The sequence below is a fragment of the Vibrio caribbeanicus ATCC BAA-2122 genome (assembly GCF_000165125.1).
GTDB lineage: Bacteria > Pseudomonadota > Gammaproteobacteria > Enterobacterales > Vibrionaceae > Vibrio > Vibrio caribbeanicus.
In genome coordinates this window covers 19,515-43,932 of the sequence record NZ_AEIU01000081.1, presented here as the reverse complement: position 1 = coordinate 43,932, position 24,418 = coordinate 19,515, and the positions used below count along the sequence as shown (strand labels likewise).

General features: G+C 42.8%; 25 protein-coding genes. 9 read left to right on the top strand and 16 right to left on the bottom strand.

From position 1 onward, the window contains the following. Positions 1-57: 57 nt before the first annotated feature. A complete protein-coding gene (locus tag RH40_RS12670) occupies positions 58-396 on the top strand; it encodes a metalloregulator ArsR/SmtB family transcription factor (protein WP_009601939.1) in 339 nt (112 codons plus the stop codon). 45 nt (positions 397-441) lie between these two features. Further along, positions 442-1,506 (top strand): ACR3 family arsenite efflux transporter, encoded by a 1,065-nt coding sequence (gene arsB, locus RH40_RS12665; protein WP_009601938.1) that lies wholly within the window; start codon positions 442-444, stop codon positions 1,504-1,506. Between the two features lie 154 nt (positions 1,507-1,660). On the opposite strand, the gene RH40_RS20905 is transcribed toward arsB, so the two are convergent. Next, positions 1,661-1,810 (bottom strand): hypothetical protein, encoded by a 150-nt coding sequence (locus RH40_RS20905; protein WP_009601937.1) that lies wholly within the window; start codon positions 1,808-1,810, stop codon positions 1,661-1,663. 201 nt (positions 1,811-2,011) lie between these two features. Continuing rightward, a complete protein-coding gene (locus tag RH40_RS12660; RefSeq protein ID WP_009601936.1) occupies positions 2,012-2,221 on the bottom strand; it encodes a cold-shock protein in 210 nt (69 codons plus the stop codon). A 582-nt stretch (positions 2,222-2,803) separates the two neighbouring features. Between RH40_RS12660 and RH40_RS12655 the strand changes: the two genes are divergently transcribed. The 4 genes from RH40_RS12655 (at position 2,804) to RH40_RS12640 (ending at position 7,195) form a co-directional block, all read left to right on the top strand. Then, the gene (locus RH40_RS12655) at positions 2,804-3,505 is read left to right on the top strand and encodes a hypothetical protein (RefSeq protein WP_009601935.1); all 702 of its coding nucleotides are present in this window, start codon (positions 2,804-2,806) and stop codon (positions 3,503-3,505) included. Between the two features lie 786 nt (positions 3,506-4,291). Further along, positions 4,292-4,999 (top strand): hypothetical protein, encoded by a 708-nt coding sequence (locus RH40_RS12650; RefSeq protein ID WP_009601933.1) that lies wholly within the window; start codon positions 4,292-4,294, stop codon positions 4,997-4,999. Between the two features lie 349 nt (positions 5,000-5,348). Next, on the top strand, positions 5,349-6,818 hold the full coding sequence (locus RH40_RS20100; protein WP_009601932.1) for a pesticin C-terminus-like muramidase: 1,470 nt from the start codon (positions 5,349-5,351) through the stop codon (positions 6,816-6,818). Next, the gene (locus tag RH40_RS12640; RefSeq protein ID WP_009601931.1) at positions 6,815-7,195 is read left to right on the top strand and encodes a lysozyme inhibitor LprI family protein; all 381 of its coding nucleotides are present in this window, start codon (positions 6,815-6,817) and stop codon (positions 7,193-7,195) included. The genes RH40_RS20100 and RH40_RS12640 overlap by 4 nt, the downstream gene beginning before the upstream one ends. A gap of 334 nt (positions 7,196-7,529) precedes the next feature. Here the strand turns inward: RH40_RS12640 and ribBA are convergent, their stop codons facing one another. The 11 genes from ribBA to vcdP form a co-directional block, all read right to left on the bottom strand. Continuing rightward, positions 7,530-8,639: a bifunctional 3,4-dihydroxy-2-butanone-4-phosphate synthase/GTP cyclohydrolase II gene (gene ribBA / locus RH40_RS12635; RefSeq protein WP_009601930.1), complete on the bottom strand. Its 1,110-nt coding sequence runs from the start codon at positions 8,637-8,639 to the stop codon at positions 7,530-7,532. Positions 8,640-8,693: 54 nt separating this feature from the next. Next, on the bottom strand, positions 8,694-9,344 hold the full coding sequence (locus tag RH40_RS12630) for a riboflavin synthase (protein ID WP_009601929.1): 651 nt from the start codon (positions 9,342-9,344) through the stop codon (positions 8,694-8,696). Positions 9,345-9,349: 5 nt separating this feature from the next. Continuing rightward, positions 9,350-10,447 (bottom strand): bifunctional diaminohydroxyphosphoribosylaminopyrimidine deaminase/5-amino-6-(5-phosphoribosylamino)uracil reductase RibD, encoded by a 1,098-nt coding sequence (gene ribD, locus RH40_RS12625; RefSeq protein WP_009601928.1) that lies wholly within the window; start codon positions 10,445-10,447, stop codon positions 9,350-9,352. A gap of 17 nt (positions 10,448-10,464) precedes the next feature. After that, positions 10,465-10,914, bottom strand: coding sequence for a transcriptional regulator NrdR (gene nrdR / locus RH40_RS12620; protein ID WP_009601927.1), 450 nt, complete (start codon positions 10,912-10,914; stop codon positions 10,465-10,467). A 102-nt stretch (positions 10,915-11,016) separates the two neighbouring features. Next, complete coding sequence (locus RH40_RS12615; RefSeq protein WP_039954700.1) at positions 11,017-12,267, bottom strand: glutamate-5-semialdehyde dehydrogenase; 1,251 nt, start codon at positions 12,265-12,267, stop codon at positions 11,017-11,019. A gap of 10 nt (positions 12,268-12,277) precedes the next feature. Next, complete coding sequence (gene proB / locus RH40_RS12610) at positions 12,278-13,411, bottom strand: glutamate 5-kinase (protein ID WP_009601925.1); 1,134 nt, start codon at positions 13,409-13,411, stop codon at positions 12,278-12,280. A gap of 209 nt (positions 13,412-13,620) precedes the next feature. Next, on the bottom strand, positions 13,621-14,016 hold the full coding sequence (gene crl, locus RH40_RS12605) for a sigma factor-binding protein Crl (protein ID WP_009601924.1): 396 nt from the start codon (positions 14,014-14,016) through the stop codon (positions 13,621-13,623). 101 nt (positions 14,017-14,117) lie between these two features. Further along, positions 14,118-15,365 (bottom strand): esterase FrsA, encoded by a 1,248-nt coding sequence (gene frsA / locus RH40_RS12600; RefSeq protein ID WP_009601923.1) that lies wholly within the window; start codon positions 15,363-15,365, stop codon positions 14,118-14,120. Between the two features lie 247 nt (positions 15,366-15,612). Then, positions 15,613-16,077, bottom strand: coding sequence for a xanthine phosphoribosyltransferase (gene gpt, locus RH40_RS12595; RefSeq protein ID WP_009601922.1), 465 nt, complete (start codon positions 16,075-16,077; stop codon positions 15,613-15,615). Between the two features lie 137 nt (positions 16,078-16,214). Further along, complete coding sequence (locus RH40_RS12590) at positions 16,215-17,504, bottom strand: NCS2 family permease (RefSeq protein WP_009601921.1); 1,290 nt, start codon at positions 17,502-17,504, stop codon at positions 16,215-16,217. A gap of 284 nt (positions 17,505-17,788) precedes the next feature. Beyond that, positions 17,789-17,875, bottom strand: coding sequence for a small protein VcdP (gene vcdP, locus RH40_RS21345; protein WP_500691345.1), 87 nt, complete (start codon positions 17,873-17,875; stop codon positions 17,789-17,791). A gap of 327 nt (positions 17,876-18,202) precedes the next feature. Here vcdP and RH40_RS12585 point away from each other — a divergent pair, with 327 nt between their 5' ends. From RH40_RS12585 to rimK, 3 genes are all read left to right on the top strand, one after another. Continuing rightward, the gene (locus tag RH40_RS12585; protein WP_009601920.1) at positions 18,203-19,675 is read left to right on the top strand and encodes an aminoacyl-histidine dipeptidase; all 1,473 of its coding nucleotides are present in this window, start codon (positions 18,203-18,205) and stop codon (positions 19,673-19,675) included. A 259-nt stretch (positions 19,676-19,934) separates the two neighbouring features. Beyond that, the gene (locus RH40_RS12580; RefSeq protein WP_009601919.1) at positions 19,935-20,369 is read left to right on the top strand and encodes an ATP-dependent zinc protease family protein; all 435 of its coding nucleotides are present in this window, start codon (positions 19,935-19,937) and stop codon (positions 20,367-20,369) included. Continuing rightward, positions 20,366-21,271: a 30S ribosomal protein S6--L-glutamate ligase gene (gene rimK / locus RH40_RS12575; protein ID WP_009601918.1), complete on the top strand. Its 906-nt coding sequence runs from the start codon at positions 20,366-20,368 to the stop codon at positions 21,269-21,271. Before RH40_RS12580 ends, rimK begins: the two co-directional genes overlap by 4 nt. Before the next feature lie 43 nt (positions 21,272-21,314). Here rimK and RH40_RS12570 read toward each other — a convergent pair whose 3' ends face one another. The 3 genes from RH40_RS12570 to RH40_RS12560 all read right to left on the bottom strand — a co-directional run bounded on the left by RH40_RS12570 (position 21,315) and on the right by RH40_RS12560 (position 24,145). Next, positions 21,315-22,670, bottom strand: coding sequence for a sodium-dependent transporter (locus tag RH40_RS12570; protein ID WP_009601917.1), 1,356 nt, complete (start codon positions 22,668-22,670; stop codon positions 21,315-21,317). Positions 22,671-22,849: 179 nt separating this feature from the next. Further along, positions 22,850-23,608 carry a DUF2884 family protein gene (locus tag RH40_RS12565; RefSeq protein WP_009601916.1) on the bottom strand — a complete coding sequence of 253 codons (759 nt, stop codon included), beginning with the start codon at positions 23,606-23,608 and terminating at the stop codon, positions 22,850-22,852. A 60-nt stretch (positions 23,609-23,668) separates the two neighbouring features. Next, entirely contained in the window at positions 23,669-24,145 is a 477-nt protein-coding gene (locus RH40_RS12560) for a GreA/GreB family elongation factor (RefSeq protein ID WP_039954695.1), read from the bottom strand. Positions 24,146-24,418: the final 273 nt, after the last annotated feature.

Below are 24,418 nucleotides of genomic sequence, written 5' to 3'. Positions count from 1 at the left end.
ATATATGGAATTCCATATATATGATATTTCATATATGTTTTTCATTGAAGAGTTCCTATGCTCAATCCAATCCTTCTTTACAAAGCACTTGCTGAGGAAACTCGGCTTAAATCTCTACTTTTAATGCAAAAAAAAGGGGAGTTATGCGTTTGTGATCTAATGAGGGCGCTTAATCTCAGCCAACCCAAAGTCTCTCGACACCTTTCCGAATTACGAAAACACGGACTGGTTCTAGATGAGCGACGCGGTAAGTGGATTTACTACCAAATCAACCCCATGCTCGCACCTTGGGTCAAGCAAGTGCTGGAGATCACCCTCAAACATAATTTGACACTTATCGAGCCTGAGTTGCAGTTCCTCAAAGGTAAGTCGTGTTCAAACGGTGTAAGCGAATGATGTTCAATTTCGCTGGCTTATTAATTTCAATTGAAAGAGGTCTGTATGACTAACATCTCAAGCTGTGTCGAAACCAGCGCATCTGAAAAAATGAGTTTTCTCGATCGATACCTAACCGTATGGATTTTTCTTGCCATGGCCTTTGGTGTCGGAGTTGGCGTATTATTTCCTCAAGTCGCTCAGTGGAACGAGAGTCTATCTGTTGGCTCAACCAATATTCCACTTGCCATTGGCTTGATCTTAATGATGTATCCGCCACTTGCAAAAGTGAACTACAGCCTTCTAGGGGAAGTGACTCGTGATAAACGCGCGATAACGCTTTCTTTGGTGATGAACTGGCTGGTAGGGCCTACCTTAATGTTCCTGTTAGCGATTGTTTTCTTACGAGATCAACCCGGCTATATGGTGGGACTCATCCTGATCGGCCTGGCCCGATGTATTGCTATGGTGTTGGTTTGGAATGACATCAGTGGTGGAAATAAAGAATACGGCGCAACCCTCGTTGCACTAAATAGCGCGTTTCAAATTGTCACCTACAGTTTTATGGCATGGCTATTTATTACTGTTTTACCTCCTTACTTTGGTCTGGAAAGTTTTGTTGTCGATATTACTATCTGGGATATTGCCCAGAGCGTGCTGATTTATTTAGGCATTCCTTTCTTAGCTGGCTTTTTAAGCCGTAAACTCTTGGTCTCAGCTAAAGGTGAACAGTGGTACAACGACGTCTTCATTCCGCGCATTTCCCCCATAACTCTGATTGCACTGTTGGCTACCATCGTTTTGATGTTTAGTCTAAAAGGTGAAATGATCATCGAGTTACCCATGGACGTTCTGCGCATTGCCCTGCCACTGATCATTTATTTTATGGTGATGTTTTTTGTAAGCTTTTATATCGGAAAACGTTTGGGGATCCCTTACGATCAAAATGCGTCTATCGCCTTTACTTCATCAGGCAACAACTTTGAATTGGCCATCGCCGTATCCATCGCTGTATTTGGCTTAAACTCTGATCAAGCGTTTGCCGGTGTTATTGGGCCCTTGGTTGAAGTGCCTGTCTTAATCGCTTTGGTTAACGTTGCTTTGAGAATGAAGCGTAAATACTATGCTTAGAGCCGTTATCGAAAATAACGCGAATATTGCCATGTCTGGTTTAGATATGGCATCTCCTCTAGTCACCTGACTGCGCCTTAATTTTTAATCAAATGGGTGTGTGTCTTGAATTATTTTATCCTGAATCGTTTTATTAAAGTATTGACCACTAGAGCTATTCCTCCAAAACAACACCAGCTTGACCACTTACAATTCTCTGTAGAAGACTATTCACCTTTATTTTTTCATTGATTGACTTTTTTGTATTTTGAATAGCTTTATTTTTACTAATTCTATTCTCGTTATTTATGATTTGATTAGACATATTATGCCCCTTAAAAAATTAAAATTAGAGTGCACTGGACATAGGTATTATTTTAGGATAGAGAATTAAGGTGATTACAGAGAGAAACTTGCTAGGGATGACGCTGGAAAACTATCTTTATATATTATCTTGAAACAACTCTTTGTCAGAGCGACGACCTTGTCGTTCTTATGACAAGGTCATTTAAATTCAACGTTAAGACTAAATAGTCGTTACATTTTCAGCTTGAAGACCCTTTGGACCTCTACCTACAGTAAAAGAAACTTTATCACCTTCAACAAGCTTCTTAAAACCATCGCCTAAAATGTTCCGGAAATGAACAAATAAATCATCACTATTTTCTTGAGAAATAAAACCGAAACCTTTAGTTTCGTTAAACCACTTTACTGTACCAATTACTTGATTAGACATATTATGCCCCTTATAAAATTAAAATTAGGGTGCACTGAACATAAGTATTATTTTTGGGATATAGGATTAAGGAGATTACAGAGAGAAACTTGCTAAGGATGACGCTGAAAAACTTTCTTTATATTTTATCTTGAAACAACTCTTTGCCAGAGCAAGATTCAATATACAGGCTTTTTTAATTAAAGATACCTTTATTTTCAATTTATCTATTCTTACACGTTGAAGTTAGCTACAAAGAAGCACTGAGCTGTTATGGCTTTTATTAAGTGTATCTTCTGAATTCTTCATAGAAACCAACTAACTAAACAAAGATCGTTACTAGCTCTTTTGGTGTGTGTCATCAATTACCGATTTAGTGAGGTTTTAGTAATAACTCCAAGTGTGACAAGGCTTAAATTTTCTTACAACAATCCCATCAATAGAGTTGGTTTATTATTGACCCGTATTGTTTCATGTGTGTTAATTTTGTTGCATTCATTCGTGGCTTATAGATAAGTGTATTTTTTAATATGCCAATTCATCAAATTAAATGAATGCTTACTAAAGCAAAAAATTAGTCAGCTTTTTATGGAGTAAAGATAGATGGACGAACAGAAAATGGAAGATTATCAGACAAAAGGAACTGTGGTTTATGGTACTAAAGGAAGTCTGATTAGCCATTACGATTCTCATGCAAGCGTGAAATTGATTGAACGATGCGAGCTATCTAACACACAACGTAATTTATCCTCCAAGACTGCTGAATCAGTTGTGAGTAAGCTCGATTCCCTAAAAAGTACAACGGGAATTATGTCCTCTGAAAAAGAGCAAGAAGAATTCAAAGTAACTTTGAAAAATACTACTAACCACATATATGTTCCAAGAGAGGTAAGAATAAACGGGGATCTATACGCGCAATCTAGTTTCACTACTTTGGGGCCGGGAGAATCTGGTGATTTGAAATTGACAGTAAATAACAACAAAAATTTAGAAAATGGAAACATGGGGCTTAATATTAAAGGTCTAATTGTGGGCGGAGATTCTGACGCGAGTGGTTCAGTTGAATTTGATATGCACATTGATAGACCTGACACTGACTCATTATGGACACTTTACAAAATTAATACTGACATTTATGGAAATATTAACTGCAATGATAATGTCTCAGGTGAAAGAAAACAGATTCTAACCTTAGTTGAGTTTGAACCAAAAGATACTTTTTCTTCTACTTATCCTAGCTTTTGTATTGCATCGTATTCAGCCTCTGAAACAGCACGTTCTTTTGTCGTAGAAATTTGCTTATAATTTAATCAATATACTGCTTAATAAGGTTTAGATACGAAAGAATGAAAAGTACTAATCATTTAACTTTAACCAACCATAAAGATACTATATTTTTTATCTAGTAAAACTATTTAGGACACTCACTGTAAATATACACTAAAAGAGTGATTCTTTAGGTATTTTTATTGGTGTGTGTCCCGAATTATTTATCTTGCAAAAATATAAAATAAGGGTAAATATTAAAATGTTTATTAAAATTTCATTTATCGCATCCTTTCTTCTTCTAAATAATCAAGTTCAAGTAAATCTAATAAATAATGATATTAGAGAGAACATTTCATTTGATCACCTGTCACAGGCTAACACTCTATTAACTTGCCCTATTGGCGATATATATTGTGATGTGATTTTGAGAGATTTATAGTCTTTATCAGGCCAGCTGTAAAGCTGAAGGTGTGTCTCATTTTCCCATTTTAGTACCTTATTTCATGCGTAAATTCCATTATTCAGGACACACACTTTTAACAGTTAAACCTCTGAGTTAATAAAAATAGAGAGATAAACGTTCTGTATATTGGTGGCTTTGAATATTTATTTTTTAAGTCTCAAATCGATTTAATCATAGGCCAAGGCGCTGAGATGATAACAACAAAACTAGGACGTCCAACATCCGTGTATCTCGCCAGTGAGAGTGACCTGTTACTCATTCAAAAAAATACCAGAGTATAGATAGCATAGCGCAATATTCGCGCTCAGAAGTAACACCTGAACAAATTTTTTTCTAAATCAACCTGTAGGAATTAAATAATGAAAAAAGTCACCACTTTAGCAGCCCTAGTATTTGCTAACTCAACGTTTGCGATGAATGTTAATACTATGCTTTTAGTAAGCGATGAGTATGGAAATGGTGTATTTACTGTATCCAATGAAAAAACGATACCTGAATTTATACAAACGAAAATTATTCAATTAAAAGTCCAAGACAATGAGCTAGTGAAAACGCCTTATACCGAAGATAACTTTGATGACTGGAAAGTTACCCTTACTCATCCCAAAATGATTGTCGAGCCTGGTCGAGAAAAAAACGTAGGTGTTCGTTCTCTTTGCGGAACCAAATGTGACTTTAGTAATGATCAATATTTTTTTGTAAGCTTTGAACCCTCGAACTATGATCCTGAAGGTAAAATAAAATCGGAAGTAAGTAATAACTTCGGCTATCGTCCCATATTTGTTATACCAGCCAACAAGCAAAAAATAGATTTTTCAGTAATAGTGAAAGATGACGAATTAGTTATGGAAAATAAAGGGAACACTTTTATTAAAGCGCACATAGACCAGTGCAATGATAAGGTTAACTCAGAATGCCAGCTAACTGCCCTCTCGCTCGCTGGTCGAAAACAAGGCTACAAGTTACCTAAAAATATCGACACAAAAAACCTAATGGTCGAGGTTGTCAATCATGACCGAAGCTACAGTGAGAAAGTTCATCTTGATGAGGGAAAAATAATGAGATAGCTGGTCATTCTCTCCCTATTATTTTGGTGTGTCCTGAATTATTTTCGTGGAAGTTTTTTAGGTGTGTGTCCTGAATAACTTTCACCTTTAACACCCTCCCCTCTCCATCTAAATATGTCTTGATTTTTACTCAAGTCGTTGTGTGTCATTAATTTTTCCCTTTGCTCTGAAAATCACTCTGGAAGCATGCGGCTTTATTCAAGAGTTCAAAATATTCGCTAGGTGCTCTCGATAGGCTTCTAAATGTTGTTTTTAATAGTGAATTTACCTATTTAACAGGTTGCCTATATTATACACAAAGAAAAATCGCTATGATTTTATATTCTTTATTCAACAATGTGAGTAAACCATGAGTAGTAATCCTCCACCGAAAGGTCGCAACTATCCATTCGCACAGCGCGGTAGTGCTTTTTGGGAAAAGTGTCATGTCACCTACGATCAAGCCGTTGATATGTTTTATGACCAAACCGCGATGCAGCAATATTTAGGGCATGATCCTATCGTCTATTCTATGGTCTACAAAAGAGTAAAGTATCCAAGCATTTTTGATGCACAAAAGGCATATTCACAGGATCAGAATTCCCTCTACCAAAAGAAAGAGCAGGAACAGCTTGAGCTTGAGGCAAAAGGTTTCGAGGAATTTAAAAAAAAGAATGATGCGATCCGTGGTCGTTTAAATCCTACCGAAAATGGTGCGGCTGATCCGCTTGGGCGTCCCTTAAAGCCAATGGGTGATCTATCAAAAGGTACATTTGATCAAGGTATTATTGAAAATGCTCATGAACCGTCAGATAGAATTGAAACGAAGACATCTCCAGCACCTTCACCTCAACAAGCCACTGAATCTGCGAAAAATGACTCTGAAGATGAGCTGATACTCAAATCATCGCTAAAACAATCCAAGCCGCTCAATGAGCTAGCTGCTGGTAAGTTTAACGCCCTTAAAAAAGGCTCAATAGAGACTGAAGAGATCAAAAAAGTCCAACAGGCTCTGATTGACTGTGGCTTTAACTTAGGTAAATTTGGTGCAGATGGCGATTTTGGCCGCGCGACAGAAGGCGCAGTTAAACAGTTTCAAGCTCACTATAAACCTACACATACCACACATAAAAGTTACCAATTTGGTAACGTTGATGGGATTGTAGACAAAAATACCATTCTCGCTTTAGATGAAGCTATTAAAGAAGGTTGGAAGTTTGTTGATGATGAGATGGACCAGAAGTGGTTAACAGTGCCCAAGGGACAGGTGACTTTTAACGCCGAAGGTAATGATGCAGAAAGTTCAAATTACTTCTCAAGGAAAATTCATTGGCCAGGAAATAGCAATTCAGGTGTGACAATAGGGAGGGGGTATGATTGTGGTAATAGGAGTCAGGAAGAAGTACTAGCAGATTTGACGAATGCTGGAGTTTTCCCTGATATAGCAAAACTGATATCAGAAAGTGCGGGATTAAAAGGAGAGAACGCCAGTCAGTTTGTAAATCAAAATATAAATAAAATAGATGCGATTACAAGAAAGGACCAACATAACCTCTTTACATCTATCTATCCGGAATATGAAAATAGAGCTAAGAATAACTACTGGAAATGGACAAAGAATAAAGAAAGTAGGGTGAATTGGCTAGAGCTTGATAGTAAGATCAGAGATATTCTGGTCGACTTCGTATATCAAGGGTTTACAAAAGGCCCTAAACCAATGACAAAAGGTATGTTAAATGATAGACAAGTCCTAATTGATTATATTGAAGGAAGCTCTGTGTTGAACTCTTATGAATCAGGAAGACAAAGAGCAAATTACTTGAGAGGACAGGGTGAATGAATACAAAACTTATAATTTCTACTCTTATTTTTCTTTTTTCAAGCGTATCGGTATCTGCTTGCACTAATTTAAGTTCATCGAGCGAGCTTTTAAGCTGTAAAAAAGAAGTTGAGGCTACATCTAGAGCTAAAATGCAAAAGGCGTATTTGAATTTGGATGAGTATTTGTCTGGTGCTGTTGATTATCAAAAAAAGATTAAGCTGTCTCAAGAATCATGGGCTAAATCAGCTACTCAAAATTGCGATGTTTATTCCTACTTTGCTGAAGAGGGCTCAATAGCACATGATATTGCTATAAGTGAATGTATGGCAAGTGAATACAAGAGTAGAGAAGAATTTATCATTTCCTTGTCTGATGTAGTAGAGCAATTTTTTTAGGCAGTTGAGGCCAAACATAAAAAAACTATCAACATAGCTGATGGGGATGATCAGTTTATCGTAACAAAGTTCATCACCTTTAAACGATGAGCGTTACTCGTTTTTAGCGTTATCTTTTCTTGGTGTGGAACTGCTAGCAGGCAAGGGAACATGCTCGGGGGCAGGTCTTTTATTTTGCCCTAACTAAATTTATCCAAATATCCGGCATTCATAAGAAATTGCAACACAGAAATGGCCAAAACCCTCACAATCAGCACCTCGCACTTCAATTCTGTCCCCCAAAACCAAAAAAGGCCCCACCCGGAGCCTTTTTCTAAACCATCATCTAACCCATTTACTCACAAACGTACTCAACCACATTCAGGCCAAAACCGCCTAGAGCGTGGTATTTCTTATTGGTTGATGAGAGCAAACGCATATCACTAACGCCAAGATCAGCAAGAATTTGAGAGCCAACCCCTACCCGTCTTGAGGTGCCTTGCTTTTTAGCAAGCGTTGGTGCGTTGCCTTTATCTTGCGCTTCAAACATTTTCACTCGGTGGATCAGAAGCTCAGTGGACTCCTCGTTACCAAGGATCACCAATACGCCGCCATCTTCACCGATACGCTTCATTGCCGCTGATAGCGTCCAGCTACGCTCTGCATTTCGGTCGCTATACAAGAGGTCAGTAAAGGTATCTTGCAGGTGAACGCGCACCAGTGGCGCTTGCTCTTTGATGTCACCTTTGCACAGGGCATAGTGGATTTGGTTATCTATAGTATCGCGGAAGGTCACCAGCTCAAATTCACCAAATTCCGTTGGCAGCATACACTGAGCAACGCGCTCTATGGTGGTTTCGGTGTTATTGCGATACTCAATCAAATCGGCAATGGTGCCAAGTTTAACGCCGTGTTTCTCTGAGAAAATCTCAAGGTCTGGGCGACGGGCCATGCTGCCATCGTCTTTTAAGATCTCAACAATCACGCCAGACGGCTCAAGCCCGGCAAGACGCGCTAAATCACAGCCCGCTTCGGTATGCCCAGCGCGAGTCAAAACGCCGCCGTCTTGCGCTGCGAGCGGGAAAATATGCCCAGGTTGAACCAAATCTGCCGCTTTGGCTTGCGGCGCAACGGCCGCTTGGACTGTGCGAGAGCGATCAGCCGCTGAAATCCCGGTGGTCACCCCTTCTGCTGCTTCAATTGAAACAGTAAAGTTAGTGGTATATTGCGCGTTGTTGTCTTGAACCATAGGAGGCAGGCCTAAGCGCTCACAACGGTCTTTAGTCATGGTTAAACAAATTAAACCACGGCCATGAGTTGCCATAAAATTGATTGCCTCAGGCGTTACCTTTTCGGCCGCCATGATCAGATCGCCCTCATTTTCACGATCTTCGTCATCCATAAGAATGACCATTTTTCCTAGGCGGATATCTTCGATTATTTCTTGGGGGGTACTGATCGGCATTGTAATTGTCCTGTGATTTAATTTTTTGACTGACTCAAAGTGCAATATAAAAAGTTAGGCAAAGCCATTTTGCTGCAAGAATTCCATCGTCAACCCAGAAGATGGCTCTGACTGACGCCCTGTTAATAGACGCTCCATGTACCTTGCTAGGATATCAACCTCTAAATTGACCGCTTGCCCAACTTCAAACGAGGCGATGGTGGTTTCTTTACTGGTATGGGGCACTATGGTGAGCTTAAACGCATCTTTGCGCAGTGCATTCACCGTTAAGCTGACGCCATCCACGGTTATTGAACCTTTCTCAGCGATATAGCGAGTCAGATCCGCAGGCACAGAGACCCAAAACTCCCAAGCGCGTCCAACGCTGATCCGCTCGGTGATTTCCCCAACGGCATCCACGTGACCCGAAACAATGTGACCACCAAAGCGTGTGGTGGGCAACATGGCTTTTTCTAAATTCAGCTTGCGACCTATTTGATACTGATTAAAACCAGTTTTACGCAGTGTTTCCAGTGAGAGATCGGCACTGTAACTCGACTGAGTGAAGTTCACCACGGTCAAACACACGCCATTGGCAGCGATGCTATCGCCCAGTTTCACATCTGACATGTCGAGTTTGCCAACATCAATCGTGACACTGACGTCCTCCCCTTTGGGGGTCAATTCAGTCAGGGTTCCGACGGCTTCAATAATACCTGTAAACATGATTACTATTCTTTACTAATAGGGTTAGCGATTATACGCAAATCTTTACCGACCATTCTGACCTCTTTAATATCAAGGTCAATGGCTTGCTCTAAGCTGGTTAAGCCTAAATCACCCAGCAGCCCTCGGCCATCATTCCCCATAAGTTTAGGTGCAATATAGAGAATGAGTTCATCAACCAAACCTTCACGGATCAAGCTGCGAGATAAGGTTGCGCCCGCTTCAACCCACAAATGATTAATGCTGTAAGTTTTGGCTAAAGTTTTGAAGATCGGTAACAATTCAAGTTGTTTAGACCAATCGAGCTCATCAAAATGCTCATTACTGGGTGCAATGATAATCGACTCACTCTGTGATTGAAAGAATCTCAGATCAGAGGTCAATGTTTGCTTGCGATCAAGAATGACACGTGGAGGTTGGCGCAGCGCCTTTTCAGGGTAAATCGCTTGAATGCTGGCTGGAAGTTCTGACCAGCGCACCGTCAGTGATGCATTGTCTTCTATCACGGTTTTACTGGTGGATAATATGGCGCCGCTTTGCGCTCTGAATGCTTGCACATCTTGGCGAGCTTGACTTGAGGTGATCCACTGGCTTTGACCATTTTTTAACGCGGTTTGCCCATCAAGGCTGCCAGCCAGTTTGAGCTGAACAAAGGGTAAGCCACTACGCATGGTTTTGATAAAAGCGCGATTGAGATCAAGCGCATCTTGTTCAAGCAAACCGACATCAACCTCAATACCTGCGCTGCGCAGCATTTGGATGCCTCGCCCAGACACCAAAGTATTCGGATCTTGCATGGCGCACACAACGCGCCCTACTTTGGCTTTTATCAAGGCTTCTGCGCATGGAGGAGTGCGCCCATAGTGAGAGCAAGGCTCAAGGGTGACATACACCGTCGCCCCAATAGCGCGCTCTTTGGCCGCTTGCAGCGCATGAACCTCTGCATGAGGCTCGCCAGCGCGATAGTGAAAGCCTTCACCGACCACCAAGCCGTCTTTAACGATAACACAGCCCACTCTGGGGTTTGGGGCTGTGGTGTACTTCCCAAGTTCAGCGAGCTTGAGAGCGCGAGACATATGGGTATGATCTTCTATGGTGAACATCCGAAAACCTTGATCAATTAATCTTCTAGTTTGGCAATTTCTTCACCGAACTCTTTGATGTCTTCAAAGCTTCGATAAACAGAGGCAAAACGAATGTAGGCAACTTTATCGAGATCTTTAAGTTGCTCCATCACAAGATTGCCAATCATGTCACTTGGTACTTCTCGCTCACCGGTTGCACGCAGACGAGATTTAATCATGCTGATCGCCACATCGACAGAATCCGCGCTTACTGGTCTTTTTTCTAACGCTCTTTGCAAGCCTCCGACCATTTTGTCTTCATCAAACGGCTCTCGATTGCCGTTCGACTTAACGACTTTCGGCATGACAAGTTCTGCGCTTTCAAAGGTAGTGAAGCGCTCACTACAAGCTAAACACTGACGACGACGCCTGACTTGGTGTCCGTCGGCAACCAAACGCGAGTCAATGACTTTTGTGTCATTCTCAGAGCAAAAAGGACAATGCATATCACCTCCATATATGAGAATTGTAGTCTAACGGATTCCCTTGATTTATGGAAAGAAAAAGGGGCATATCGCCCCTTTTCTATCATGATTGTTTTGCAAAACTTAAGGACGAGACAAATAATTTGCCTTGCCAATCCATTTGTAGCTGGTGAGCTCTTCAAGACCCATAGGGCCTCTTGCATGAAGCTTTTGTGTTGAGACAGCAACTTCAGCGCCAAGGCCAAACTGTGCCCCATCGGTAAAGCGCGTCGAGGCATTGACATACACAGCCGCAGAGTCAACCGAGTTAATAAATAGCTCCGCATTTTCAATGCTATTGGTCATAATCGCATCGGAATGACTGGCATTGTGCTCACGCATATGTTCAATCGCCTCAGCAGTGCTCGCCACCGATTTAACCCCTAAGGTATAGCTCAACCACTCAGTATCAAAGTCCCCATCTTGCGCCAAACGCATGTTAGGCACCTTCGGCATTTTTTCACAGGTAGCAGATTCAACTACATAGGTAATCTTGTCTTTGAGTAACTCGGCCAACATCGCCAAAAACGGCTCAGCAACACGCTCGTGAACCAATAACGTATCAAGTGCATTACACGCCGATGGACGTTGCAGCTTCGCATTCGCCACCACTTGAACCGATTTTTCAAGATCAGCGCTTTCATCAACGAAGACATGGCTGATACCAAATCCACCGATGATGACCGGAATTGAGCTGTTTTCTTTACACATTTTGTGCAAGCCTGCGCCGCCGCGTGGAATGATCATATCAACGTACTCATCTAATTTGAGCAGTTGCGATACCAATTCACGATCGGGTTTGTCGATGTACTGGACAGACTCCGCTGGCAAACCGGCTTTTTCTAATGCCGATTGAATCACTTTGACCAACTCAATATTGGAGAAGAAGGTTTCGCTGCCACCACGTAAGATACTGGCGTTGCCGGTTTTAAGGCACAAAGCCGCAATATCGATAGTCACATTTGGGCGCGCTTCGTAGATAACCCCAACCACGCCAAGCGGTACACGGCGCTTCGCTAACGATAGGCCATTTTCAAGCACCTTACTCTCAAGTTCACTGCCAATGGGATCGTTGAGCTTTATGACATTTCTGACGTCACCAGCAATATTTTGCAAACGCTCTGGATTGAGTAATAGTCTATCCAGTAGAGCCTCTGACATGCCTGACTCACGGCCTTTCGCGATGTCTTTCGCATTGGCCGCTAAGATCACGTCTGCTTTGGCTTCAAGCTCATCAGCAATGATAGCCAGTGCTTCGTTTTTTTTAGCCGTCGATGTGGTGGCTAGTTGAAAAGCCGCCTGCTTGGCCGCTTTTCCCATCGAAATTAGTTCCAATTTTACTTCCTTACTCATGGATTATGACCATGTCATCTCGGTGAATCACTTCAGTGCCGTAATCGTAACCTAAGATTTTAACAATGTCTTTGCTGTGCTTGCCAACAATCTGAGCCATATCTTTACTTGAATAGCTGGCAATGCCTCGTGCGCAGACTTTATTATTAACGCCTTTAACGCACACCACTTCGCCGCGAGCAAATTCACCACTGACTTTGACCACGCCTTTTGCCAGTAAACTGCTCCCACCTTTCAACACAGCTGTGACAGCGCCTTGGTCGATAATGATATCGCCAGAGGTACTTGGGCCCGCTAAAATCCAACGTTTTCTATGCTCAAGCGCTTCTTCGCTTGGCAAGAAACGAGTGCCTTGCGGTGTGTCGCTCAATGCATCAAAAATCACATTGGCCGAGCTCCCCGCTGCAATCATCACTTCAATGCCTGCTCTTCTGGCAATATCTGCTGCCTGAAGCTTGGTCGCCATACCACCAGTGCCGAGCGCTGTTCCGCTCCCTCCTGCGATATTTCTCAGCGTATCATCGATGGTTTTGACTTCAGTGATAAGCTCTGCATTAGGATCTTTTCTTGGATCGGCGGTGAAAAGACCTTTTTGATCGGTAAGCAGCAATAATTTATCAGCAGAACATAAAATCCCTACTAGCGCAGAGAGATTGTCGTTGTCACCCACTTTGATTTCACTGGTGGCAACGGCGTCATTTTCATTCACGACCGGAATAATATCGTGCTTAATCAGCGCTTGAATGGTATCACGCGCATTGAGAAAGCGTTCTCTGTCTTCTAGGTCGGCGCGGGTAAGCAACATCTGACCAATTTTGATGCCATAGAGGGCAAAGAGTGACTCCCAAGTCTGGATTAACTGACTTTGACCCACCGCCGCCAACAGTTGTTTGCTTGCCATGGAGTTGGGAAGGGTTGGATACGCAAGGTGTTCACGACCAGCAGCAATCGCGCCAGAAGAAACCAATACCACAGAATGTCCCTGCTTTTTTAACTCTGCACACTGGCGCGCGAGCTCGACCATATGAGCTCTGTCTAATGCAAGTGTGCCACCTGTTAATACGCTTGTTCCCAGCTTAACCACTACGGTTTGGGATTGAAATGATTGTGCGCTTTTTTTATCCATTGCCCTACTACTTTAAAAATACATGATATGTCCGGTCCGACTCGCTCTAAGGCGAGCCTTTGACGTCACTGAGTCTTATTCACCACGAGGTTGTCGTGAGCAAAATAATCACCGAGACAGAGAATCATGTTTTAGCAATGTCGAGACAATTTCACAAGTAGAAAAGGCGCTGTGAGCGCCTTTTTGTTCAACTTAATGGTAAAGCCCCTTCAGGCTTCTACAAACGTATGCGATTCTTCGTGTAAGGTAACGGAAATTTCGAACTCTTTCTCAAGCATCTTAACCAGCTTTTCGTGAAATACCGCTTGGGTTCTTGTCACATCTTGGATGGTTTTTTTCGGCAGTGATTTTTCTTTCCATTCCCCAGCCGAGTCATACAGTCCAGAGCTGTAACGTGCTTCAAAAGATTGGTCCGTTTGCTCTAATTGCAGCCACCAGCCCCAAAACTCCCTTTCTTCTGGTGACTTTTTGTCATTCACACACACGGAAAGACAATCAAAAATATACGTGCCATCTTGGCTCAATGACTCACGTAAATAAGGCCCAATCGCTTTAAGCGATGATAATAAACGATAGTGAGTCGGTTGCTTGGTTTGTTCAGACATAATGAATCTCCATATTCATTTTATTCTCAATTTTGAGAAACGGGACTGAAAAGTTTGGGTAGGTCTTTACAGTTTAATTGTTGTCTGGATTAACAAAAAAGTCACCTTTTTAGCTCATCTTCTATCCACTTTATCGCTAATTCGAGGGATTGCTCATACCCTTCTGTAATTGTTTTGGCTTTGATTTTCTTTGCCTTGCCATAATCGCTAAATAGCGCAACCATCTGATTATCACTGTGCGGCGATACAGGATCGTTGTCCATACTCATCGCCAATATAGGCACTCGAGTTTTTCGACTTGAGAGTAGCCCTTGCACTTTTAAAGACCAGGCCATCATCTGTCCAGCCAAACTATGAATATCCACCACATTTTTTCCCAGACGCGATGCCAGCACATCCAAGTACATTTTGGGCATATTCTTGAGTTTCTCGGGAGAGGTGAATAAATCATGGATGGGCGCTCCCATAGCAACGCACGCTTTGATTTTGTCTTGTTCAAAAAATGACAAGCGTACCATGGCATTGCCGCCAAAACGAAAGCCAATCAAAGCGACTTTGTGATGATCAACCCAAGGGATGCTGTACAACTCATTCAAAACCGCTTGATGAAGACGAGACGTGTCTTCGGTTAAATTCCAATGGCTATTGTGCCCTACACCAGGCATGTCAATAGTCAGCATCGCCAGACCTTTGTCGGCCAAGTGGTCACGGTATAAATGCCACAAATCGGTTTGCAAACTATCTAGTCCTGCGCTCACTAGGACCACAGGCTGAGGCGTCTCTGTGGTTTTTAAATGCAAATGAGCAACGATGACTTTCTTTTCAAAGGGGATTTCAATTCGTTTGATGATGTGTTGCGTTTTTTTCGTTGCTTCAAGATACGCATTACTGGCTAATGTCTGCGCCTGAAGGGCAAGGTTGTCGTTTTTCAGGTGAGGGTAACCTGCCACACTAAAGCACAAAGAAGCATGGAACAATGAATCCGCCGCTTGTTCGCCATCACTAGAACGCGCCTTTTTCTGGTATTTGATCCCAAGCTTAATCCACTCATAAGCCCAATTGCCACCGTGATAGCCCATCACAGTATCAATCCATTGATCGTCCGTCCTGGAATGGGTTGACGCTGCGATTTTTGCCAGCACTGAGTCGATATCAATCGGATCAAGGCCTTGCCATGCCCATTGAACGCGGCGCAAGGTTCGATACCAGTGCGCTGGCGTGCTCTGTTTTTTCTCGGTCAACAGCGCTTCACTCGTGGGGAGATAACGTATGAGGTTGGACGTTTCTTTTGCCTGTTTATGATTGATAAATAAATTTTCAGACAGGTTTTTGCTGACTTCCTCAGACATGTGAGTCACTCTCTTGTTGACGGTTAATGATCTACCCAAAGACGACGAACTCGCAGCATGGTTTCGGCCGCGAGCTTAAAGAAAAGGTAGCCCGACTTAGCTAAGTCCTTTTCAAATTAGTTACGATAACATCGACTCTGTGATCAGCGACCAAAAGACGAGCTTACTTGGGTATTGACCTATGATAATAAAAAATGGCCCAAGAGAGGACCATTTTTCATCGGCAAATTGTTATCTAAGCAAGCAATTATTTTTGTTTGCGGTTAATCGGCTCGATATATTGAATCGCCATATCCCAAGGTTGCTCAATCCAAGTATCTTGCGCAATATCGACAACGTAGTCATCAAGCAGCTCTACGCCTGAAGGTTTTGCACAAACAGCGATCAGTTTCGCTTTTGGATACATCGAGCGAAGTTGACGCGCGGTATCCCCACTATCAACCAAATCTTCAATGATCAAGTACCCTTCACCGTCGCCCTCTGGCGCTTTAAGTACGCTCATATCACGTTGGTGATCATGGTCGTAACTTGAGATACAAATAGTATCGACATAACGGATCCCAAGTTCACGAGCCAAAATCGCCCCAGGAACCAAACCACCACGGCTGACCGCCCAAATTCCTTTCCATTGCTCTGCAGGCATCTGCATCTCAGCCAACTCACGGCAGTATGAATGCATTTGATCCCAAGTAATAATAAATTTTTTACTCATGTAAATAACCTAAACAATTTGACATCGCGCTTTGGCGACCCAAGGTCCTCCGCGCACAATGCTCTGATAATCGAATAAAAACAAAAACTCTATAAAATAGCTCTGCTGATGACTTACTATCATCAGCAGAGTAAGGATCAGCTGATCAGATACTTAATAATAAAGATGGCAGATAAGACCCAAACACTGACTGATACTTCACGGCCTCGGCCACTGAGTAGTTTTATTGCTGCGTAAGAAATAAAACCAAGCGCAATACCTTCCGCAATGGAATAGGTCAAAGGCATAAGCAAACACGTCACCACCACTGGCGCTGCTTCAGTGAGATCTCGCCAATCAACGCTCACTAAGCCCGACATCATTAATATCGCAACATAAAAAAGTGCGCCTGCAGTAGCATACGCTGGGATCATACCAGCCAACGGAGAGAAAAACAGGGCTAAAAGGAATAAAATACCGACAACAACCGCAGTCAAACCCGTACGACCACCCGCCGCAACGCCTGCTGTAGATTCAACAAAAGAGGTCGTGCTCGATGTGCCTAGTACCGCACCGACAGATGTCGCGGTGGAATCCGCAAGTAGCGCCTTACTCAAGCGTGGCAGTTTACCATCTTCTTTGATAAATCCAGCTTTGGATGCCACGCCGACTAATGTGCCAGCGGTATCAAATAGGTCAACAAATAAGAAAGCAAATACCACAGATATCATGCCCACTTGGAACACATCAGCGATGTTCATCTCAAGAAAAGTAGGTGCAATACTCGGAGGAACTGACATCACGCCTCCCCACTGCACGTCACCAAGCAATAGCCCCAAAGCTGTAATGGCAAGAATTGCTATCATTACCGCACCGCGAACGCCGCGATAAACTAGACCGATAGTAAGAAAAAAACCAAGTGCTGCCAGCGCTGGTTTTAAGTCAGTAATGTTGCCAAGTCCAACCAAAGTTGCCGGATTGTCCACCACTAAGCCTGAATTTTGCAAACCGATGAAGGCAAGAAACAGCCCTATACCAGCGGAAATCCCAGTACGCAGAGACATTGGGATCGAATTGATCACCCATTCACGAACTTTGAAGATACTCAAAGCCATAAAGATCAGCCCTGATACAAACACAGCGCCCAATGCCACTTGCCAAGTATGTCCCATACCTAACACAACACCATAAGTAAAAAAGGCGTTTAACCCCATACCTGGAGCCAAGGCTATCGGGTAGTTGGCAACAAAGCCCATGATAAAGCATCCAATGGCTGCAGCAAGACAGGTCGCCACAAAGACCGCCCCTTTGTCCATTCCAGCGTCTGCTAACATGGCTGGGTTTACAAAAATGATGTAGGCCATTGTCAAAAATGTCGTAATACCAGCAATAATTTCAGTTCTGACATTAGTGCCATTTTCGCTGAGCTTGAATAATTTTTCGAGCATGTTCGAGTCCTAAAAAGGGTAAATATAAACGGTTGCGTAATCGATTGGCCGGGATTATAAAGTCATCAAAAAGTAAATTCCACATTCAATTGCCGCTTGCCGCTATATTTATTCCAGCTTGTGGGTAAGGAAAGCCGTACACCAAAATATAAATGGAGAGAAATGGAAGTAGGTTCAGAAGGTTATATATATCGACTTAGACAGAAGTCACTCAAACAAAAATGCCACTTAAATCAAGTGGCATAGAGGATTGGCTTGCAACACCGCTGTGAGTTTTTTACAAACTAGTAACCAAAGCTGGTTGGATAAACAAAGCGGCTAGTGTAAATGGCTGTATTGAGCCAGTAAGGAGCGCAGGGTAAACCTTTCATAATAATCACCTTTGAATCAAATTAAACGTATTGATTTCTCAGTTCCATGGAGGCGAACACTCGGACTCTTCCTGTGAGCATTTTTTGCAAACTTAGTTTTTGCACTATACCACAAAGACATCGATTTTCAATAAAAATGTGACCATAGTCACACAAAGTCACCGCGAAGCGGGCATAAATTGCGCAAAATAGAAGCCTAACGACAGTGGTCCCTGGTTTCTTTCCCATCAAAGCAAGGTGATATTACCCAGTTGTGCCATCGTATGACATAATGATTCTTTAAAGTGAAGAGAGACGTCGCTTTTATTGTCAATTAAGGAGATTTCTGTGTCTGAATTCCATTCTGAAATAAGTAACCTATCCCCGAGTATCCTATGGCAATTTTTTGATAAAATTTGCTCTATTCCTCACCCTTCAAAACATGAAGAGGCGTTGGCTGGATACATTGTAGGATGGGCAAAGGAACAAGGATTAGAGGTAAGAAGGGATTCAACAGGAAACGTATTTATTCGTAAGCCTGCCACTTCTGGAATGGAAAACAAAAAAGGCGTTGTACTCCAAGCTCATATCGATATGGTTCCGCAAAAAAATGAAGATACCGTACACGACTTTACTAAAGATCCTATCCGTCCTTATATCGACGGTGATTGGGTCACAGCCCAAGGCACGACTCTAGGTTCTGACAATGGTATTGGTATGGCTTCATGCCTTGCTGTTCTGGCTTCAACCGACATTAAACACGGGCCACTTGAAGTGTTACTCACCGTTGATGAAGAAGCGGGAATGACGGGCGCTTTTGGACTCGAAGCTGGTTGGTTAGAAGGTGAAATCTTACTCAATACAGATTCGGAGCAAGAAGGTGAGGTCTATATGGGCTGCGCTGGTGGTGTGGATGGTGAAATCACCATGACCATTCATCGCGAAGATGTACCCTCAGGTTATACAACCCGAGAGTTGGTAATCAAAGGCCTAAAAGGTGGCCACTCAGGCTGTGATATTCATACCGGACGCGCCAACGCCAATAAGCTGATGGGGCGTTTCCTAGCGATGCATGCTCAAGATTTAGATCTGAGACTGAGTGAGATACGTGGCGGAAGTTTACGTAATGCCATTCCGCGCGAAGCTTTTGCTACCGTTGCGCTGCCAGAGAAGAATTTACAAGCGCTGGAAGCCGCCTTCAATCGCTTTACTGATCTGATCAAATCTGAACTTGGCAAAGTTGAAACGGACATTGTGTCTTTCAATCAACCAAGTACGTCAATCACGTCTGTGATGGCGGCTAACGATCAGTCAAAACTTATCAATCTACTCAATGCTTGCCCTAACGGTGTAATGCGAATGAGCGATGACATAGAAGGCGTAGTAGAAACATCGCTGAATGTCGGTGTGATCACTACACAAGAAACTCACGTCAGTATCTTATGTTTAATTCGTTCTTTGATCGACTCAGGACGTGAACAAGTTGAACAAGTACTGACATCTTTGGCAACATTAGCCGGAGCAGAGCTGGAATTTTCCGGTGCTTACCCTGGCTGGAAGCCCGATGCAGACTCTGAAATCATGGCTGTTTTTAGAGACATGTATAGCCAAATCTACGGCCACAAGCCAAATATCATGGTGATTCATGCCGGCCTTGAGTGTGGACTGTTTAAAAAGCCTTACCCGCAAATGGACATGGTCTCTTTTGGCCCCACAATCAAGTTTCCTCATTCTCCTGATGAAAAAGTCAAGATCGACACTGTCGGCCTGTTTTGGCAACAAATGACCGCGCTACTTGAAGCCATCCCAGAAAAAGCCTAAGTGCTTGATAAAAAGGCCAGCCAATTTCGCTGGCTTTTTTATTGCCCTTTCAAGCACAACACCAAAATAACTGCAGCAGCTCTGCCGCTTATTTTTGTCGTATCGACAATTATTTTTCATTGTTCATTTTATTGCGCCATTGATAGATTCGCGCCTCATCAAAACCTTCCTCTAGATCCTCAACTTAAGTGAACCGTTGTTACCCTATTACGCGGTCTGGGATCGAGTGAACGCGACTTATTAACCAATAGATATCAAGATGAATAAAAAAATCTGTGCTGGCTGGCGTGAGACCATGAGTTTACCTGAGCTCGGCATCAAAATGATCAATGTTAAACTGGATACAGGCGCAAAAACATCGTGCTTACATGCGCTAGATATCAAATTATCAGCGCAAAATGGCATTCAATGGGTCAATTTTCGCTACTCATCAAGTGCCACAAGCGATCTTAAGTGCAGAGCAAAACTGATTGATCAACGTGTGATCCGCAATTCTGGTGGCCATGATGAGACCCGTTACATCATTGAAACTCTCTGCCAGTTTAACTCGCTGCTGTGGCCGATAGAAATTGGCCTAACCGATAGAAGCACAATGAAATACAACATGTTACTTGGGCGCTCTGCGATGAAACAACACATCATCGTCGATCCTTCATTGTCATTTTCTGTGCCTTTTGAGGATATCCAGTCATGAAGATTGGGATTTTATCTCGTGATGCTGAGCTTTATTCAACTCAACGCCTCATTCAAGCCGCACAAAGTAGGGGCCATGAGGTGAAAGTGATTGATGTTTTGCACTGCTATATGAACATTAACTCAGACAAACCAGAAATTCATTACCAAGGAGAGGAGCTTGCTGGTTTTGACGCTATTATTCCAAGAATAGGGGCGTCTGTGACTTTTTTTGGTACGGCCGTTTTACGTCAGTTTGAAATGATGAATGTTTACCCTGTGAATGAATCTGTGGCGATCACTCGCTCAAGAGATAAATTACGCTCAATGCAATTACTTTCTCGCAAAGGAATAGGTATGCCGATCACCGGTTTTGCCAGTAAGCCCGGCGATGTAAAAGACTTGCTTGATATGGTCGGTGGAACACCTGTGGTGATAAAACTGCTCGAAGGCACTCAAGGCATAGGTGTCGTGTTAGCCGAAACGCGCAAAGCCGCTGAGAGTGTTATCGAAGCCTTTATGGGGCTAAAGGCCAACATCATGGTTCAAGAGTACATCAAAGAAGCCGGCGGTGCAGATATTCGATGTTTTGTTCTCGGTGATAAAGTCATTGCAGCAATGAAAAGGCAAGGTGCCGATGGTGAGTTTCGTTCAAATTTGCATCGCGGAGGCTGCGCTTCTTTAATTAAGATCACTCCCGAGGAGCGCCGCACAGCCATTGCTGCCGCCAAGATCATGGGACTCAATGTGGCAGGCGTCGATTTGCTCAGGTCCAATCGAGGGCCATTGGTTATGGAAGTAAATTCGTCACCAGGACTTGAGGGTATTGAACAAGCAACAGGGAAAGATATCGCCGCTATGATCATTGGTTTTATTGAGAAAAACGCGCCAAGTAAAAAAACCAAAACTCGCGGCAAAGGCTAATGCAAGGGAGAGTAGAGCTGTAACGCCTACTCTCCATCAAGTGCTAAGTCAGGGAGGCCCAAATCACGACAAAAATAAACAGCGGGCAGACGAATTTGGTATAGATTGGCCACACTCTACCGAATAAACTGCGTCCAAAGCTTGGGTTGCCCTGCTCTAACTCCTGTAGCTTAGGTGCTTTTTTCCATACCCAGCCAGCAAACACACAAAATAGAAGCGCTGCTACAGGCTGCAAATATTGTGTCGCTACCATGGCAACCAAACCAAATAAAGATTCAAAGTGATAAACAATCACGGCGCTTACTAAGGCAATAGCCCCACCCAGAACCCAGCTTGTCACTGAGCGTTTTGTGTTAAAACGTTCACTGACCAAAGAGACCGGGCATTCCAACATTGAGATTGAAGACGTCAGCGCCGCTATGGTCAGAAGTAAGAAAAAGAGTATCTGGAAGACTTGCCCAAACCAACCTAAGCTCTCAAACATCAAAGGTAATACGGTAAAAACTAACGTATCCGAACTGAGTAGTGAGCCATCAGCCGCATAAATTTCGACCCCTTTTTGCATCGCGACATACATCGCAGGCATAACAACGAGACCAGCAATAAAGGCGACACTAGTATCAACTAAGGTGACACTCATCGCCATTTTAGGCAGGTTTTCATTTTTACTCAGATAAGAGCCGTAGATGAGCATTGAGCAACCACCAATGGTGAGTGAAAAGAACCCCTGCCCCATCGCAGCCAAAATCAGTTTACGGTCCATCACCTTGTCAAAATCAGGGATCAAGTAATGTTTAAGCCCCTCAACAGCGCCTTGCTGAGTCATGATGTAAACAAAAAGGAGCGCAAATAACACAAACAGTGCAGGCATTAAACGAGTGGACCACTTTTCAATACCTTGTTTAATGCCACCTTGAACGATCAAGATGGTCAAAAGATAAAATACCAGCGTACCTAACAAGTTTCTTTCTGCGCTAAAACCTTTGAGCCAAGCCGCGGCTTGGTTGAAAGAAAAGAGGTCACAAATTGCGCCGAAGAAGAAGCAGATCAACCAGCCGCCGACGATACTGTAAAATGCCAATACCAGACTGGGCACACTCAGACCAAACCAGCCAATAGCAGCACCCATGTTTTTTCCAGCAGGCGATGCCGTCAGACTTCGCATGCTATCGACTGGGTTTGATTGACCATGACGCCCAATCGCCATTTCCGAAATCAACATAGGAAAGGCGACAACGACGATCAAAGTGAGATAAACAATAAGAAAAGCACCGCCACCGTTACTGGCAGCCTGAGTAGGGAATCCCCATATATTCCCCAGCCCAACAGCGGCACCTGCAGCGGCAAGAACAAAACCAAGGCGAGAACTAAAATGCTCGCGAGTACTTTTCTGTGACATAGGTAAAAACTCTAAAACTAGTGAGCTAGTACATTATTACAGAGTAGCGTTTTGCTCAAGTATAATTCTCTAGGTTGATTTCTTTTGACCAATTATTAACCTAAATATCGTACGTTAGCTTCTATTGCTCACTGTATAAAACCTCACAATAAGTTTTTTTGACTATTAAAGAGCCAGTTCTATTGCTTTTTCTCAAGGTTAAAAATCGAGTAGCTGGCAAGTTCAGGGATTTTCTGATGCAAATCTTGCTCTGCTTTTGCAGAATCTTGTAAAGATTCACACATCTTCTTTGCCTGATCCTCAATGTCTTTTTGATGATCAGCAAAATCTTTACTGACACGCGCTTTAAGTTCACTCATCGTCGTTGCTAATTCAGATAAATTTAGGCCACCTTCCTTATTCATCTTGGTGGACATCGCCTCAAAAATATCGGTGGTAAACTCTTTGTCTATCAGATCCGTTAATCGTGACAATTCCTCAGTGCCATTTTTTTGCCAATCAGACAGAAGATTAGCCGGCAGGATCAAGTCTCCTTTATCTTGATAACGAGCTTCAATATCGGAATAAAACTGATGAACCGACTTTTTCACGCCATCAAGAGAGCCCTCGATTTTAAAGCTGCTAGAGACATCAGCAATAATATTATCCACCAGCTCTAGGCCACTTTTAGTCATGTCCTGAGCTTTGACAATATTATCGTTAATCTTGCTACGGTAACCTTCCAGTGCTTTCTTTTGCTCTTCGTCAAGCACCATCTTATAGCCTGCAATACTTAAGTTACCTTGCTCATCAAACACCGCCTTTTTGCCATCGCTTTGATTGACTTCGACACTTTGGTCATTGACGCGAATTCCATTTTTCAAATCGACATTACATTGCATTGCATTGCTTTGACTCGTTGCCAACAAAAGGGCAAAAACTAACGTTCTTTTGATCATTATTTACTCTTCTCGTTTCTATTCTCTCGGTAACGATATAATAAATTTTTCTATTAAGTGTTAGAAAATCGTCTCAACTTGATAATATTTGGTTTCATTACCAACCAAATACTCGACATCATCGCCAAGCTCTTTGCCTCTCAATGCTTTACCGAGGGGCGATTGAAAGGTAACCAGAATAATTGATAATCCTTGCCAATTCACTTTTAACCCACCGGAAACAGGAGACACAAAAAACCAATGCAGTGAAGCGTTTTCATCACGCAATGCCACTAAGCAACCCAGCGTAACTTGGTCAGGATTTTGCGGTAAGTCTAACGCCAAAAACTGACGGATCCGCTCTTCACTTTCAGTCACTCTCATTGCTTGACCATGAGCGAGGTAAGCGGCCTCAAGCGCCAAGGTATCGTATTTGTGCTCGGGAATGGTCTCTTTGTCTGTCGCAGAGGCAACCGCTTGATTGACAGCATCAAGGGTAATGTTATGTTGCTGCTGCAACATACTGACAATTTCTTCTTTTAACTGTGATTTATTCATATCCACTATCATATCTGTGTATACCCAAGTAACCTCACGATGCTAGGTTTAGCCAGAATGGCTTGCTTTACAGGCAAATCTAGTCACCTGAGTTATTACCTCATGAGGTTTTAGCGCTACATTAACACTAATTAGACGGATTGCTCTGCCATTTTACCGTTTCGGTATCTCACGGTTAGTTGCAAACCATCACAACTTCCATAATTCCGACCACCCAAAGACTGTATATTTAAACAGTATCTGATATACTTTATTGCTCGCCATTTTAAACGC

What these genes read in the sequence shown, in the direction of transcription:
- RH40_RS12670 (WP_009601939.1), top strand. Translation starts at nt 58, where the DNA reads ATGCTCAATCCAATCCTTCTTTACAAAGCACTTGCTGAGGAAACTCGG.
- arsB (WP_009601938.1), top strand. Translation starts at nt 442, where the DNA reads ATGACTAACATCTCAAGCTGTGTCGAAACCAGCGCATCTGAAAAAATG.
- RH40_RS20905 (WP_009601937.1), bottom strand. Translation starts at nt 1,810, where the DNA reads ATGTCTAATCAAATCATAAATAACGAGAATAGAATTAGTAAAAATAAA.
- RH40_RS12660 (WP_009601936.1), bottom strand. Translation starts at nt 2,221, where the DNA reads ATGTCTAATCAAGTAATTGGTACAGTAAAGTGGTTTAACGAAACTAAA.
- RH40_RS12655 (WP_009601935.1), top strand. Translation starts at nt 2,804, where the DNA reads ATGGACGAACAGAAAATGGAAGATTATCAGACAAAAGGAACTGTGGTT.
- RH40_RS12650 (WP_009601933.1), top strand. Translation starts at nt 4,292, where the DNA reads ATGAAAAAAGTCACCACTTTAGCAGCCCTAGTATTTGCTAACTCAACG.
- RH40_RS20100 (WP_009601932.1), top strand. Translation starts at nt 5,349, where the DNA reads ATGAGTAGTAATCCTCCACCGAAAGGTCGCAACTATCCATTCGCACAG.
- RH40_RS12640 (WP_009601931.1), top strand. Translation starts at nt 6,815, where the DNA reads ATGAATACAAAACTTATAATTTCTACTCTTATTTTTCTTTTTTCAAGC.
- ribBA (WP_009601930.1), bottom strand. Translation starts at nt 8,639, where the DNA reads ATGCCGATCAGTACCCCCCAAGAAATAATCGAAGATATCCGCCTAGGA.
- RH40_RS12630 (WP_009601929.1), bottom strand. Translation starts at nt 9,344, where the DNA reads ATGTTTACAGGTATTATTGAAGCCGTCGGAACCCTGACTGAATTGACC.
- ribD (WP_009601928.1), bottom strand. Translation starts at nt 10,447, where the DNA reads ATGTTCACCATAGAAGATCATACCCATATGTCTCGCGCTCTCAAGCTC.
- nrdR (WP_009601927.1), bottom strand. Translation starts at nt 10,914, where the DNA reads ATGCATTGTCCTTTTTGCTCTGAGAATGACACAAAAGTCATTGACTCG.
- proB (WP_009601925.1), bottom strand. Translation starts at nt 13,411, where the DNA reads ATGGATAAAAAAAGCGCACAATCATTTCAATCCCAAACCGTAGTGGTT.
- crl (WP_009601924.1), bottom strand. Translation starts at nt 14,016, where the DNA reads ATGTCTGAACAAACCAAGCAACCGACTCACTATCGTTTATTATCATCG.
- frsA (WP_009601923.1), bottom strand. Translation starts at nt 15,365, where the DNA reads ATGTCTGAGGAAGTCAGCAAAAACCTGTCTGAAAATTTATTTATCAAT.
- gpt (WP_009601922.1), bottom strand. Translation starts at nt 16,077, where the DNA reads ATGAGTAAAAAATTTATTATTACTTGGGATCAAATGCATTCATACTGC.
- RH40_RS12590 (WP_009601921.1), bottom strand. Translation starts at nt 17,504, where the DNA reads ATGCTCGAAAAATTATTCAAGCTCAGCGAAAATGGCACTAATGTCAGA.
- vcdP (WP_500691345.1), bottom strand. Translation starts at nt 17,875, where the DNA reads ATGAAAGGTTTACCCTGCGCTCCTTACTGGCTCAATACAGCCATTTAC.
- RH40_RS12580 (WP_009601919.1), top strand. Translation starts at nt 19,935, where the DNA reads ATGAATAAAAAAATCTGTGCTGGCTGGCGTGAGACCATGAGTTTACCT.
- rimK (WP_009601918.1), top strand. Translation starts at nt 20,366, where the DNA reads ATGAAGATTGGGATTTTATCTCGTGATGCTGAGCTTTATTCAACTCAA.
- RH40_RS12570 (WP_009601917.1), bottom strand. Translation starts at nt 22,670, where the DNA reads ATGTCACAGAAAAGTACTCGCGAGCATTTTAGTTCTCGCCTTGGTTTT.
- RH40_RS12565 (WP_009601916.1), bottom strand. Translation starts at nt 23,608, where the DNA reads ATGATCAAAAGAACGTTAGTTTTTGCCCTTTTGTTGGCAACGAGTCAA.
- RH40_RS12560 (WP_039954695.1), bottom strand. Translation starts at nt 24,145, where the DNA reads ATGAATAAATCACAGTTAAAAGAAGAAATTGTCAGTATGTTGCAGCAG.